Source organism: Micromonospora sp. U56 (assembly GCF_018070095.1).
Classification (GTDB): domain Bacteria; phylum Actinomycetota; class Actinomycetes; order Mycobacteriales; family Micromonosporaceae; genus Micromonospora; species Micromonospora purpureochromogenes.
This window is the reverse complement of sequence record NZ_JAGPYL010000144.1, coordinates 1-14,823: the sequence shown is the minus strand read 5'-3', so window position 1 is coordinate 14,823 and position 14,823 is coordinate 1. Positions and strand designations below refer to the sequence as shown.

At 71.6% G+C, this 14,823-nt stretch carries 9 protein-coding genes; 1 reads left to right on the top strand and 8 read right to left on the bottom strand.

Annotation, left to right across the window (positions count from 1 at the left end; genetic code table 11):
* Positions 1–216 precede the first annotated feature (216 nt).
* From KBX37_RS30050 to glgX, 8 genes are all read right to left on the bottom strand, one after another.
* A complete protein-coding gene (locus tag KBX37_RS30050) occupies positions 217–3,360 on the bottom strand; it encodes a BTAD domain-containing putative transcriptional regulator (RefSeq protein WP_210779248.1) in 3,144 nt (1,047 codons plus the stop codon).
* Between the two features lie 29 nt (positions 3,361–3,389).
* On the bottom strand, positions 3,390–3,650 hold the full coding sequence (locus KBX37_RS30045) for a DUF3459 domain-containing protein (protein WP_307849266.1): 261 nt from the start codon (positions 3,648–3,650) through the stop codon (positions 3,390–3,392).
* A gap of 5 nt (positions 3,651–3,655) precedes the next feature.
* Positions 3,656–4,549, bottom strand: a complete 894-nt coding sequence (locus tag KBX37_RS30040) for an RNA polymerase sigma-70 factor (protein WP_210779247.1) — start codon at positions 4,547–4,549, stop codon at positions 3,656–3,658.
* 250 nt (positions 4,550–4,799) lie between these two features.
* The gene (locus KBX37_RS30035; RefSeq protein WP_210779246.1) at positions 4,800–5,183 is read right to left on the bottom strand and encodes a DoxX family protein; all 384 of its coding nucleotides are present in this window, start codon (positions 5,181–5,183) and stop codon (positions 4,800–4,802) included.
* Between the two features lie 137 nt (positions 5,184–5,320).
* Complete coding sequence (locus KBX37_RS30030; protein WP_210779245.1) at positions 5,321–6,505, bottom strand: NAD(P)/FAD-dependent oxidoreductase; 1,185 nt, start codon at positions 6,503–6,505, stop codon at positions 5,321–5,323.
* A 535-nt stretch (positions 6,506–7,040) separates the two neighbouring features.
* Entirely contained in the window at positions 7,041–8,774 is a 1,734-nt protein-coding gene (treZ, locus tag KBX37_RS30025; RefSeq protein WP_210779244.1) for a malto-oligosyltrehalose trehalohydrolase, read from the bottom strand.
* A complete protein-coding gene (gene treY / locus KBX37_RS30020) occupies positions 8,771–11,107 on the bottom strand; it encodes a malto-oligosyltrehalose synthase (protein WP_210779243.1) in 2,337 nt (778 codons plus the stop codon). The genes treZ and treY overlap by 4 nt, the downstream gene beginning before the upstream one ends.
* A gap of 2 nt (positions 11,108–11,109) precedes the next feature.
* Complete coding sequence (gene glgX, locus KBX37_RS30015; RefSeq protein WP_210779242.1) at positions 11,110–13,227, bottom strand: glycogen debranching protein GlgX; 2,118 nt, start codon at positions 13,225–13,227, stop codon at positions 11,110–11,112.
* A 319-nt stretch (positions 13,228–13,546) separates the two neighbouring features.
* Here glgX and KBX37_RS30010 point away from each other — a divergent pair.
* Positions 13,547–14,823 (top strand): glycosyltransferase family 4 protein (locus KBX37_RS30010; protein ID WP_210779241.1); only part of this gene is annotated, 1,277 nt, incomplete at its 3' end.

The window sequence follows — 14,823 nt, the reverse complement described above, 5'->3', positions numbered from 1 at the left end:
CAACCGCCTCGTCGGCATCCTCCACGGCTGCCTCAAGACCGCCACCCGCTACGACCAGACAACCGCCTGGTCACACCGAACCCAACCCGCCGCTGCTTGACATCCAAGCTCCTGGGATGTCTGACCCGTCCGACAACAAGCTCACGGTCCACGCCCGCACCCGGCACGGCGACATCACCATCCAACGCCCAGCAAGGTGACGGGCGCTTGCCGCGTTCAGGAGGCGAGCGTGACCGTGACCAACTGAGACCAGCTCGTCTGCGTGCCTTCCCGAGCCGCCTCGGCGAACCGTGTGCCGCCGAGGCGGCTCCGCGCGGCCTGCTCGATCCGGGCCACGTCCGGGTGGGAACGATCCGGTAGTCCACGCACGCCGGTGCTCGCCGCGAGCAGCCGCGCGGCCTGCTCGTACTCTTCGCCGCGTAGTGCCAGGTCCGCGACACCGACGAGGATCTGCGCGATCAGGGGTGCGTGCCCCGCCTCGGAGGCCGCCTGGCAGGCCGCCGCGTGGTGCGTACGGGCCTCGCTGAGATCGTCGGCAAGGTGGCCGAGCAGGTCGTGTTTCACCGCGCGGATGTTCGCCTGCTCCGCGTCGGTGCCGAGCATGGTTGTCGCGACGCCGAGTTGCTCGTACGCCTCCTCGGCGTTGCCGCGCCAGCGGGCGAGTTCCGCCTTCGAGAGGGCCAGCTCGGCCAGCGCATCCGGCCAGGTGACCCGTTCCGCGCACCGTTGCGCCTCGGCCAGGGCAGCCGCGCTGGAGTCCTTGTCGCCCAGCAGCCAGTACAGCTGAGCCTGTCGCGACCGCATGCGGATGACATCCTCGATGGCACCGACTTCGGTGACGACCGCGATCGCCTGTTCGTAGTGCGCGCAGGCACCGGCGAACTCGCCGCGCACGGCGATCCGGTCCGCCAGCTCGGCCAGGGCGATCGAGATTCCGAACCGTTCGCCGATCGCGCGGAACTCGGCGAGCGCCATCTCGAGATACGCATCCGCATCCCGCCCGCCCTGGCCGAACATGATCCGCATCTTGCCGAGATGGAACCGGGCCAGTGCGCGTACCCAGGGGTCCTCGTCGTCCAGCAATGGTTCCCACGCGGACAGGAACGCGTCCGGCGCCTGCAACATGCGTTCCAGCGGGACGACCAGTCCCAGCAGCGGATTGCGGGACTGACTGCGCTGTCTGAACCGGTATGCCTTGTGGATCCACTCCTCCGCATGGTGTTCGTCGCCCCGCCCGGCGCTCACGAACAGCACAACGAGCGCATACACGGTGGCCCGGATCTCATCGGCCACCTCGCCGGGCGTGTTGGTGGCCGCGGTGATCAGCTCGATGCCTTCGGCCTTGTGCCCGCTGAGCCACCAGTACCAGCCGGCGCCGGCCGCGAGCCGCATCGCCGCGTTAGCCTCGCCGGCCGCGAGCGCACCACGCATCGCCGCACTGATGTTGTCGTGCTCGACACCGAGCGTGGCGAGCCATTCCAACTGCTCGGCGCGGCGGAGGTGCGGCTCCGCGGTCTCGGTGAGTTCGGTGAAGTAGGCGAGATGCGCATGGCGCGCCAGGTCCGCTTCCCCCGCCTCCGCGAGCCGGTGCCCGGCGTACTCCTTGATCGTGCCGAGCATCCGGTAGCGCGGCGCGCTGCCGCGATCGGCGACCAGCAGCGACTTCTCGGTCAGCGACGTGAGCAGCTCGAGCACCTGCTCCTGCTCGACCGCATCGCCGGCGCAGACCCGCTCGGCCGCTTCCAGGCTCGCCCCGCCCGAGAACACCGAAAGCCTGCGCAGGACCATCCGTTCGGCGTCGGTGAGCAACTGCCAGCTCCAGTCGACCACCGCGCGCAGCGTCCGGTGCCGCGGCAACGCGGTACGGCTACCGCTGGTCAGCAGGCGGAACCGGTCGTCGAGCCGGTGGGCGAGCTGGTCGATGGACATGGTGCGCAACCTGGCCGCGGCCAGTTCGATCGCCAGCGGCATCCCGTCCAGCGCCCGGCAGACGCGTGCCATCGTCGACGCCGTGCGGTCGTCGACCGCGAGATCCTTGCGCACCGCGCCCGCCCGGTCCCGCAGCAACCGGACGGCCGGCGCGGACCTGATCTCGCCGGGGCCGGCGTCGCCCGCCGGCAGGGCCAGGGGCTCGACCAGCCACAGCGCCTCACCGGTGATGCCGAGCGGTTCCCTGCTCGTCGCCAGGATCCGCAGCCGCTGGCACTCCCCGAGCACTCGATGGGCGAACGTCGCCGCCGACTCGATCACGTGCTCACAGTTGTCCAGGATCAGCAGCGTCTCGCGCTCACGGATCGCGGCGATGAGCCGGTCCGTCGGCTCCGCGTTCGGTGCCTCGCCGAGCAGCGCATCCCGCAGACCGAGCCCGGCGAGCGCCGACTGCGCCACGTCACCGTCGACGCCGAGGGGTGCGAGCTCCACCAGCCAGGCCCCGTCCGGCAGGTCGCCGAGCAGCGTGCGCGCGGTTTCCGTGGCCAGCCTGGTCTTCCCCGAACCGCCCGGCCCGATCAGGGTGGTGAGCCGATGGTCGGCGACGAGTTCGCGGACCGCGGCGACGTCAGCGTCCTTGCCGACGAAGCTGGTCAGCTCGGCACGCAGGTTGGTCTTCCGGTTCTCCTTCCGCCGTCCCAGCTCGCCCCGCAGCAGCGCGACGTGCAGTGCGGACAGCTCCGGTGCGGGGTCGACGCCCAGCGTGTCGGCCAGGGCTTCTCTGGTGCGCTGGTACACGAGCAGCGCCTCGCTGCCCCGACCGGCCGCCGCGAGGGCACGCATCAGCGCGGCGACAAGCCGTTCGCGCACCGGATGAGCGGCCACCAGGTCGGTCAGTTCGGTGACCAGCTCCGCACCGTGGCCGAGGCCGACCTCCGCATCGAACCGATCCTCCAAGGCCCTCAGGCGCAGCCCCTCGAGCCGGGTGACCGCCGCGTCGAACGCCGCACTTCCCTGCAGGCCGACGTCCTGCAGGGCCGCACCGCGCCACAGGGCGAGGGCCTCGCGCAGCAGTCGTACCCGCCGTGGACGGTCGTCATCGCGGACCTGGCCCGCGGTGACGAGGCGTTCGAACCGCACGGCGTCGACGGCGTCGGGTTCCACCGTCAACCGGTAGCCGTCCGGCTGCCCCTCGACCGATCCCTCCGGCAGCACCTTACGCAGCCGGGAGACCAGGCGGTGCAGGGCATTCGTCGCGTCGGCGGGCGGATGTTCACCCCAGACCCAGTCGACGAGCGTCGCCTTCGGGACCACGCGGCCAGGTTCGAGCGCGAGAGCGATCAACAGCCCGCGCAGCCGGGCGCCCGGCACGTCGGCGAGGGTGCCGTCGTCCGTGCGAACCTCGAACGATCCGAGCATCCCGATCTGCACGCAGCAGATCTTGCCATGGGCCGCCGACCTCAGAGCGCCACGATCGCCGCCGTCTCCGCCGGCAGCTCGATCCCGTCCCGCATCACCGTGACCCCGGTTCCGGTGGCCAGCAGCACGGTGCGCACCACCCCCGGCAGGTTGATCCGCTGCGCCTTCCCGGCGAGGTTCGCCACCACCAGGTGCTCGCCCCGGCGCATCAGCAGGAAGCGGTCGCCGTGGCGTACCTCGACCCGGTCCAGGCGGGGGTCGGACAGGTCGGGGCGGCTCTTCCCAGGTGGCTGTTCCCGCACCGGTTTCATCGAAGGGTGAGTTGGGTTTCGGATTCGACGTGGGTCAGCTTCTCGGGGTTGCGGACGTAGTAGAGGCCGGTGATGCGGGCGTCCTCGACACGGATCGCCATGACGCCGTCGATCTCGCCGTTCAGACGTACGAGGAGTGCCGGGCTGCCGTTGACCACGGTCGGTTCACCGGTGAGCGTGCCTTCGACCTTGCCTAGACCACCGAAGAACATGCGGACCACCTTCTCGGCGCCGATGATCGGCCGCAGCGCGGCCTGCTTGACGCCGCCGCCGTCGCCCACCAGGACGACGTCCGGGGCGAGCACGTCGAGGAGACCCTGCAGGTCCCTGGTTTCGACCGCGCGCTGGAACGCTCCCAGAGCCGCCCGGGTCTCGCTCGGGGAGACCACCTGGCGGGGACGGCGGGCATCGACGTGCTGGCGGGCGCGGTGCGCGATCTGGTGGACGGCTGCGGGGCTCCTGCCGACGGCGGCCGCGATCTCGTCGTAGCTGACATCGAAGGCCTCGCGCAGCACGAAGACGGCGCGCTCGGTCGGCGACAGTGTCTCCAGGACGATCATGAGCCCCATCGACACACTCTCGGCGAGCTCGACGTCCTCGGCCACGTCCGGCGCGGTGAGCAGCGGATCGGGCAGCCAGGGGCCGACGTAGGCCTCCTTGCGGCGTTTCATTGTGCGCAGCCGGTTGAGCGACTGCCGGGTGGTGATTCGGACCAGGTAGGCGCGCTGGTCGCGCACGTGCTCCGCGTCGGCCTTGATCCACCGCAGCCAGGTTTCCTGGAGGACGTCTTCGGCGTCGGCCGCCGATCCCAGCATCTCGTATGCGACGGTGAAGAGCAGGTTGCGGTGGGCGACGAAGGTGTCGGTGGCCGGGTCCGTGGCGTGGCTCATATCTCGACCTTCTTCTTCGCGGGCGGCCCTGGTTGCCGAAGGCCTTCAATCGTTGTCCCGCACCAGCGTGTCGACGGGAAGCACGTCGCATCAACAGCCGGCGACGCCGCGCTCGTACCCTGATCCAGGTCTGTCTGGTGCGTTTGGCCGGCGAGCAGCGGGTCGATCCGGCCGAAGCCACCGCCGGGGCGGCCCGTGCTTCGGATCACCCGCGCCAACACGACACCACCCCGCCAGCGGCACATCTTCGTCAGCCGGTGAAAGGCTCAAGGCCGAAGCGGCCCCACGCGATGAAGGCTGCAAGCGCAACATAACCCAAGTTCACCATTACCAACTTGAACTGACCAAGGCGGCCATGGATGATCGTCGCGCCGACCATGAGCAGAACCCAGCAGACGGCAGTCACCGGCACCATGAACGGTGCGACGTCGAGCACGGCGGGCAGGATCAGGCCGACCGCGGCCAGGAGCTCGAGGACCCCGATAGTCTTGATGAAGCCGACGCTGGCGTGTCCGGTCCATTCCCCGCCATTGAGCGCAGCCAGTTTCTCCTTAGGTACGAACGTCTTGGTGATGCCGCCGGTTAGGGAGACTGCTGCCAGCAGACCGGCAGCAATCCAAAGAGCGAGGTTCATGCGGTCTTTCCTTGCCTTGTGTAGGTGACTCCGGTGTCTTGGGACCATCCGGCACGGGCGGAGCTCCAGTGGGACACCCTCGGTAGTTGGGTAGCCGTTCGAGCTGGGATCGCCGATGCGTGGCCCAGGCTGTCCGTTCAGCGGGTGGCCAGCGCCTCGCCGCGCTTGACCCGCAGCAACTCCTGGCGCTTGTCATCCTTGACCCAGGTGAGCGAGCCGGGCTTGCGTGCCTCGTCCGCCAGATGCTTGACGGTGTGCTTGCAGACGAACTCCTTGAGCTTCGCGCCCGGGCCGCCGCCGATGTACAACCCGTTCGCGGTGTCGTCCTTGGAGCCGAACTGGAAGATGCCGGCGCGACGCCCCAGGCTGATGCACTGGCCGAAGAACCCCAGGTTGATGGGCGCCAGCCGCTCACCCGCGATCCGGGCCAGCACCGTGTCGGCGGCGTGCGCGCCGATCCTCGTCGCGGCCTGGCAGCTCATCCGGAACGGCAGGTCCGAGGGTGCCGCCGAATCCCCGGCCGCGACGATGCGCACGTCGTCCACGCTCGTCAACGTCTCATCGGTAAGCAGGCGGCCCAGCGCGTCGATGCTCAGCCCGCTGCGGCCGGCCAGGTCCGGCACGCCGAACCCGGCGGTCCAAATGGTCACCTGGCTCGACAACTCGCGGCGGCCGCCGAGCCGCACGGCATCGCGAGTCACCGCCGTCACCTTCGCGCCGGGGCCGTCGAGCACGGTCACACCAAACCTGGCCAGCCGCTTGGCAACCGAGCGCCGACCCCGGGAGTGCAGATACGGGCCCAGCACCCCGCCGCAGACCAGGGTCACGGTACGGCCCGCCTCCGCCAGCTCGGCGGCGATCTCGATGCCGGTCGGACCGGCTCCGACAACCGTCACCGGGGCCGTTGCGGGAGCGGTGTCGACGACCAGCCGCAACCGCTGCGCCTCCTCCAGGCTGGCAATCGGGTAGGCGAACTCGGCCGCTCCGGGCACGCCCGGGTCGGCGGTGCCACTGCCCACCGCGTAGATCAGGTAGTCGTAGCCGACCGTGCCGCCGGCCGCCAACGTCACGCTGCGCTCGGCCGCGTCGATCCGGGTCACCGTGTCGACCACCAGCCGGACGCGCTCGGCCAGGACCTCTCGGTAGTCGACGACCGCATCGTCGGATCCGCCCACCACCTGGTGCAGGCGGATCCGCTCGACAAACGTCCGGCGCGGATTGATCAACGTCACAGCCACGTCGTCGCGCTGCGTCAGGCGATTGGCCGCCATGACACCGGCGTACCCGCCGCCGACCACGACCACATCAACGTTCCCGGTCATAGTGGCTCCTCCGTTTCCTGGGGTTCGGCCTCAAGACACCGCGTGACCGATCGTTCTGACAGCGTGTGAGGCAGACCACTCCAGGCGTGGCTCGACACGCGGAGTCCTCACGGTCGGAGCCGATGCTCCGGGGATGCACGCCACCGGGGGCGAACACACCCCCTCAGGGCAGGTCACTGCCCGTGTCCTCAACCACCCAACCCCGGGTAGCCAGACAGTCGAAGAGCTCATCGAGGCCGCACAAGCCCGGTGGTGCGCGCCCGACGCCGGCCCGTACGGCTCGCGCGGCGAGCAGCGTGTCGGCCGGTGCCGGCTGCGCCGGCACGCGGCCGTCGAAGAGCTCCTCGGCGAGGCGAGCCCGTCAGGGCATAGCCGGACGCCGCCCGGTCGGCCGGTGAAGGATTCGGGGCCGGTTCGGGGCCGCCGGGAAGTGTGCCAAGTCGTGCTCATAGCCAAGCTGGTCAGCTGCCGGCTCGGGAGCGACGTGGAGAGACGGTGTCCAGTGCACTGTTCTCGGCATGCGACGTCGCCGACGTCAGAGCGCCACGATCGCCGCCGTCTCCGCCGGCAGCTCGATCCCGTCCCGCATCACCGTGACCCCGGTTCCGGTGGCCAGCAGCACGGTGCGCACCACCCCCGGCAGGTTGATCCGCTGCGCCTTCCCGGCGAGGTTCGCCACCACCAGATGCTCGCCCCGGCGCATCAGCAGGAAGCGGTCGCCGTGGCGTACCTCGACCCGGTCCAGCCGGGGGTCGGACAGGTCGGGGCGGCTCTTGCGCAGCGCGATCAGCCGGCGGTGGAACTCGTACATCTCCCGGTGCTCCGGCTTGTCCAGCTCGGCCCAGTCCAGCCGGGAGCGCAGGAAGGTCTGCCGGTCCTGCGGGTCGGGCACGTCCCCCGGCGGCCAGCCGTGCGCGGCGAACTCGCGGCGGCGGCCGGTGGCCACGGCGGTGGCCAGCTCCGGCTCGGGGTGGCTGGTGAAGAACTGCCAGGGGGTGCTGGCCGCCCACTCCTCGCCCATGAACAGCATCGGGGTGAACGGCGCGGTCATCAGCAGCACCGCGCCGACCCGCAGCAGCGCCGGGGAGAGGCTGGCGGAGATCCGGTCGCCGGTGGCCCGGTTGCCGATCTGGTCGTGGTTCTGCAGGTACGCCACGAAGCGGTGCCCCGGGGTCCGCTGCCGGTCCACCGGCCGCCCGTGGCTGCGGTTGCGAAAGCTGGACCAGGTGCCGGCGTGGAAGAACGCGCCGCTCAGTACGTCGGTCAGGCACTCCAGCGAGCCGAAGTCGCCGTAGTAGCCCTGCCGCTCCCCGGTGAGCAGGGTGTGCAGGGCGTGGTGGGCGTCGTCGTTCCACTGGGCGTGCAGGCCGAAGCCGCCGGCGTCGCGCGGGGTGATCAGCTTGGGGTCGTTGAGGTCGGACTCGGCGATCAGCGACAGCGGCCGGCCCAGGTGGGTCGAGAGCGCCTCCACCTCGGTGGTCACCTGCTCTAGGAAGTGGGTGGCCCGGGAGTCGGGCATGGCGTGCACGGCGTCCAGCCGCAGCCCGTCGACGTGGTAGTCACGCAGCCACATCAGCACGCTGTCGACGATGTAGCGGCGCACCCCGTCGGAGTGCGGGCCGTCCAGGTTGACGGTGCGGCCCCAGGTGTTGCTCTGCTCGGTGAGGTACGGCGCGAACATCGGCGCGTAGGCCCCGGAGGGCCCGAAATGGTTGTAGACGACGTCGAGGATCACCCCCAGTCCCTTGGCGTGGGCGGCGTCGACCAGCCGTTTCAGCCCGTCCGGGCCGCCGTAGGGCTGGTGCGGGGCGTACCAGCAGACCCCGTCGTAGCCCCAGTTGTACTCGCCGTTGAAGGCGTTGACCGGCAGCAGCTCGATCATGTCGACGCCGAGGTCGACCAGGTGGTCCAGGCGGCCGATCGCCGCGTCGAAGGTGCCCTCGGGGGTGAAGGTGCCGACGTGCAGCTCGTACAGGACGCTGCCCGGTAGCTGCCGGCCGGTCCAGTCCTGGTCGGTCCAGCGGAAGGCGCTGTGGTCGTAGAGCCGGCTGGGCCCGTGCACCCCGGCGGGCTGCCAGGCCGAGCGGGGGTCGGGCAGAGCCCGCTCGTCGTCGTCGAGCAGGAACGCGTAGTCGGTGCCCGGCCCGGCGCCGGGGACCTCGACGCGCCACCAGCCGCCGGGGCCGGAGCGCATGTCGTGGTCGGCCACGCCGGGCAGGCGCAGCCGGACCCGCGCGGCCTCGGGAGCCCACACCGTGAACTCGGTCATGCGGCAGCCTCCACGGAGTCGGTGGGAGCCAGCAGGGCGACGGGATAGGTGCTCAGCAGATCATCCAGGAGCAGCTCAGACCCACTGTAGACCCGACCGGTGAACACGTCCGTAACACTGTTGCCGGAAATCGAGAGGGTGGTCGCCCGCCAGCCGCCCGAGCGGGCCAGCCCCAGCGGGAGGCGGGTGGCCACCGCGACCGCGCCGCCCCGGTCGAAGGCGACCGCGTGCGGACCCGCCGGCCCGTGCGCGGCGACCGGCCGGTAGCTGGTGAACAGCTCCGGGTGGTCGCGGCGCAGCCGCAGGGTCCGGGAGACCACCAGCAGCTTCGCCGCGCCGTCGACGGCGACCGCGGGCCGCCGGCCGCCGTCGAGCCGGGCCAGCAGCTCCCGGCGTACGGCGAAGTCGACCGGGCGGCGGTTGTCCGGGTCGACCAGGCTGTTCTCCCACAGCTCGGTGCCCTGGTAGGTGTCCGGCACGCCGGGCATGGCGAGCTGCACCAGCTTCTGCCCGAGCGAGTTGGACCAGCCGGCCGGGGTGATCTCGTCGGCGAAGGCGGTGATCTCGGCGTGCAGCGCCCGGTCGTCGTACATCCGGTCGACCAGGGCGTGCAGGTCGCGCTCGAAGGCCAGGTCGGGGTCGGCCCAGCTGGTGGCGACCGACGCCTCCCGGGCGGCCTTCTCCACGTACACGTGCAGCCGCTCGCGCTCGACGGGCCAGGCCCCGACGGCGGTCTGCCACAGCAGGTGGGCGAAGGCCGGGTCGGACAGCGGCGCGCGAGCCGTCCAGTCCTCGACCCGCTCGGCCCAGTGCTCGGGCAGCTCGGCCAGCACGGCGAGGCGGGCCCGGACGTCCTCGCCCCGCTTGGTGTCGTGGGTGGAGAGCGTGGTCATGCTGGCCGGCCAGCGCACCTGCCGGGCGGCGGCGAACCGGTGGAACTCCGCCGGCGGCACGCCGAAGTGGGCGGGCGACCCGCCGACCTCGTTGAGCGCGACGAACCGGCTCCACCGGTAGTAGGCGGTGTCCTCCACCCCCTTGGCCATCACCGCGCCACTGAGCTGCGGAAACCGCTTCGCCAGCTCGTGAGAGGGGTCGCGCAGGTGGGCGGTGACCGCGTCCAGCGTGGCGGTCAGGTCGGGGCGGCGCCGGCCCGCCTCCGACCGAGCGACGGCCAGGTGCCGGGCCCCCTCCGGCGGGTAGCCCCGGTAGACCGGGAAGCAGGCGGCCAGCTCTGCGAGGGCCTCCCGGGTGGCCCCCGGGTCGAGTTCCGGGGCGAGGGCGGCCAGCCGGGTCAGCTCGGCGGCGAGCAGCCGGGTGGCGGCGGCCAGCTTGGTGTCGTGGGTCAGGTCCTGCCAGGAGGTGTGCCGGCCGTTCAGCCGGGCGTCCAGGGCGGTGAAGTCGCCCTCGGCGCGCGGGTCGACGAAGAGCCCGCAGACCGCCGGGAGAGCGTCGTAGCCGGTGGTCCCGTCGACCGGCCAGTCGGGCAGCTCCTCGCCGTACTCCAGGATCTTCTCGACCACCAGCCACGCGTCGGGGGCGGCGGTGCGCAGCCGGGCCAGGTAGCCGGTGGGGTCGCGCAGGCCGTCGGGGTGGTCGACCCGGATGCCGTCCAGCTCCCCGGCCGCCGCCCACCGCAGCACCTCCGCGTGGGTGGCGTCGAAGACCGCCGGGTCCTCCACCCGCAGCCCGGCCAGGTCCGAGACGGCGAAGAACCGACGGTACGTCAGCTCGCGGTCCCCACGCCGCCAGGAGACCAGCTCGTAGTGCTGCCGGTCGTGCACCTCGCGCGGCCCGCCCTCGCCGGTGCCGTCGGCGATCGGGAAGCGGTGCTCGTGGTAGCGCAGTTCCCCGTCGACGAGCTTGAGGTCGTCGAGGGCGTCGGGGGTGTCGGCGAGCACCGGCAGCAGCAGCCGACCGCGGTCCCAGTCGATGTCGAACCAGTCCGCGTAGGCCGAGGACCGGCCCCGGCGCAGCACGTCCCACCAGGCCGGGTTGGCCGCCGGCTGGGCCACCCCGGCGTGGTTGGGCACGATGTCGACGACCAGGCCGAGCCCGGCCGCGCGCAGCGCCCGGACCAGCCGCCGCCGGCCGGCCTCGCCGCCGAGTTCCGGGTTGACCGCCCGGTGGTCGACCACGTCGTAGCCGTGCGCGGAGCCGGGGGCGGCGGTCAGCAGGGGTGCGCTGTAGAGGTGGGTGACGCCGAGGTCGGCGAGGTAGCCGGCCAGGCCGGCGGTGGCGTCCAGGTCGAAGCCGGGCCGCACCTGGACGCGGTAGGTCGACCCCACCCGCGTCGTCGGTGCCGCCGTCGAATCGGGTCGAGGGGCGTCGGGCATGGTCAGACCGTCCTCTCCAGGACCACCAGGGAGCGGTCCGGCACGCAGATCGCGCCGCCCGCCTCGACCATCGTGGTCTTCTCCGGTTCCGGTTCCGCGGTGCTGATCACCAACTCCCACCGCTGCCCGAACTCCTCTCCCGGCAGCGTGAAGTCCAGCGGGGCGTCGTGGGCGTTGAAGCAGAGCAGGAAGGAGGTGTCCTGGTGGCGTTGGCCGTACTGGCCGCGCTCGCGGATGCCGTCGCCGTTGACGAAGAGCGCCACCGAGCGGCCGAAGTCGTTGCCCCAGTCCTCGCCGGTCATCTCCCGGCCGTCCGGGGTGTACCAGGCCAGGTCGGGCAGGCCCGAGCCGGCGGCGCGCCCGCCGACCGGCAGGCCGGTGAAGAACCGGCGGCGGCGGAACACCTGGTGCCGGGCCCGGAAGTCGGTGAGCCGCTGCACGAAGGACAGCAGCTCGTCGTCGGCGTGCTCCCAGTCGATCCAGGCGAGTTCGCTGTCCTGGCAGTAGGCGTTGTTGTTGCCGCGCTGGCTTCGGCCCAGCTCGTCGCCGTGGCCGATCATCGGCACGCCCTGGGAGAGGACCAGGGTGGCGAGGAAGTTGCGCCGCTGCCGGGCGCGCAGGGCGAGCACCGCCGGGTCGTCGGTCTCGCCCTCGACGCCGCAGTTCCAGGACCGGTTGTGGCTCTCGCCGTCGCGGTTCTCCTCGCCGTTGGCCTCGTTGTGCTTGTCGTTGTAGGAGACCAGGTCGTTGAGGGTGAACCCGTCGTGGCAGGTGACGAAGTTGATGCTGTGGAAGGGGCGCCGCCCGTCGTCCTGGTAGAGGTCGGCGGAGCCGGAGATGCGGGAGGCGAACTCGGCGAGGGTGGCCGGCTCGCCGCGCCAGAAGTCCCGCACGGTGTCCCGGTACTTGCCGTTCCACTCGGTCCACTGCGGTGGGAAGTTGCCGACCTGATAGCCGCCGGGGCCGACGTCCCACGGCTCGGCGATCAGCTTGACCTGGCTGACCACCGGGTCCTGCTGGACCACCTCGAAGAAGGTGGAGAGGCGGTCGACCTCGTAGAACTCGCGGGCCAGGGTGGCGGCGAGGTCGAAGCGGAAGCCGTCGACGTGCATCTCGGTCACCCAGTAGCGCAGTGAATCCATGATCAGCTGGAGCGAGTGCGGGCTGCGCACGTTGAGGCTGTTGCCGGTGCCGGTGTAGTCCACGAAGTACCGGCGGTCCTCTTCCGAGAGCCGGTAGTAGCTGGCGTTGTCGACGCCCTTGAAGCTCAGCGTCGGGCCGAGGTGGTTGCCCTCGGCGGTGTGGTTGTAGACCACGTCGAGGATGACCTCGATGCCGGCGGCGTGCAGCGCCTTGACCATGCCGCGGAACTCCTGGACCTGCTGGCCGAGCCGGCCGAGCGCCGAGTATCCGTGGTGCGGGGCGAAGAAGCCGATGGTGTTGTAGCCCCAGTAGTTGCGCAGCCCCAGGTCGACCAGGCGGTGGTCGTGCACGAACTCGTGCACCGGCATCAGCTCGACGGCGGTGATGCCGAGCCGCTTGAAGTAGTCGATCATGACGGGCGAGGCGATCGCCGCATACGTGCCGCGCAGCTCGTCCGGGATGCCGGGGTGGCGCATGGTCAGCCCGCGCACGTGTGCCTCGTAGATCACGGAGTGGTGGTACGGGGTGCGCGGCGGCCGGTCGTTGCCCCAGTCGAAATACGGGTTCACCACCACCGACTTCGGCATGAACGGCGCCGAGTCGGTGGTCGACATCCGGTCCGGGTCGCCCAGTTCGTAGTCGTAGACCGCCGGGTCCCAGGAGATCTCCCCGTCGACCGCCTTGGCGTACGGGTCGAGCAGCAGCTTGTGCGGGTTGCAGCGCGCCCCGTCGGCCGGGTCGTACGGGCCGTGCACCCGGTAGCCGTACCGCTGGCCCGGCTCCACCCCGGGGAGGTACGCGTGCCAGACGTACGCGTCCACCTCGCGCAGCTCCACCCGCCGCTCCGCGCCGGTGTCCCACTCGTCGAAGAGGCAGAGCTCGACCTTCTCGGCGACCTCAGAGAAGATCGCGAAGTTGGTGCCCATCCCGTCGTAGGTCGCCCCGAGGGGGTAACGCTCGCCCGGCCAGACCTGCATGTCGCTCCTTCGACCCATGATCATGAGCGCACCGGGCGGGCGGGCCACCGGGTGCGCACGCCGCTAATGCCCCACGCCGCCACCGGCCAATCCACCCGTTCGGCGGGCACCCGATATCCACCCACCTGATGCCGAGACAGACCTTTGGGTGTCCTCCGTCACGATAGGCCTTTTCGAGATGCGCGGGACCGCGTCATGCCCTTTGCTTGATGCGGACGCGCCCGCGCGGGCGCCTTCGCTCGGCCCTCGGCCACCCCACCACCTTCTTTCCGCCGCCACCGTTGCCGGCGCGACCTTTCGTGCATGGACGGAGATTGATGTGACCACCCCGCGGGTCGGCGAGCAGCCCGTGACCGCACCGGACCGGAACTGCCGGCCCTCCCCCACCTACCGCCCGCAGATCCCGCCGCAGGGCACCGGCGCCGGGGTGGCCCCGCGCACCCGCCGCATCCTGATGCTCTCCTGGGAGTACCCGCCGGTGCTGGTCGGTGGCCTGGGCCGGCACGTGCACGCGCTGTCGGTGGCCCTGGCCGCCGCCGGGCACGAGGTCACCGTCGTCACCCGGCACGCCGAGGGCGCGCCGCTGGAGGAGTACGCCGACGGCGTGCGGATCGTCCGCGCCGCCGAGGACCCGGTGACCTTCCCGCTGGCCACCGGCTCCCTGCTGGCCTGGACGATGGCCTTCAACCACACCCTGACCCGGGCCGCGCTGCGCGCCACCGAGTCCGGCTCGTACGACGTGATCCACGCCCACGACTGGCTCGTCGCGCACACCGCGATGACCCTGCGCGAGCACCTGGACGTCCCGCTGGTCAGCACCATCCACGCCACCGAGGCCGGCCGGCACCAGGGCTGGCTGCCGGAGGAGATGAACCGCACCATCCACGGCGTCGAGCACTGGCTGGCCAGCGAGTCCGGCCGCGTGATCGTCTGCTCGGGGTACATGCGCGACGAGGTGGGCGCGCTGTTCGGGGTGCCCGCCGGCCGGGTGGACGTGGTGCCCAACGGCGTCGAGCCGCACCGCTGGCGGGTACCGGTGGCCGCGGTCGCCTCGGCCCGGGCCCGGTTCGCCGGGGACGGCCCGCTGGTCACCTTCGCCGGCCGGCTGGTCTACGAGAAGGGCGTGCAGCACCTGCTCGCCGGGCTGCCCCGGCTGCGCGAGCGGCACCCCGGGCTGCGCGCGGTGATCGTCGGCGACGGCCCGTACCGGGCCGCGCTGGAGGCCGAGGTGCACCGGCTCGGGCTGGCCGGCGCGGTAAGCATGCCGGGCTTCCTCGGCGGCACCGAGCTGCCGGCCGTGATGGCCGCCTCGGACTGCTTCGCGGTGCCGAGCATCTACGAGCCGTTCGGCATGGTGGCCCTGGAGGGCGCCGCGGCCGGCGCGCCCCTCGCGGTCGCCCGTACCGGCGGGCTCGCCGAGATCGTGGAGCCGGGCGTCACCGGGATGACCTTCGCCCCGCAGGACCCGGACGGGCTCACCGAGGCCGTCGACGCCCTGCTCTCCGACCGCGAGCGGGCCCAGCTGCTGGCCCGCCGGGCCCGCGCCATGGTCCACGAGCAGTACGGCAGGTCGGCCATCGCGCACCGGACCGCGAC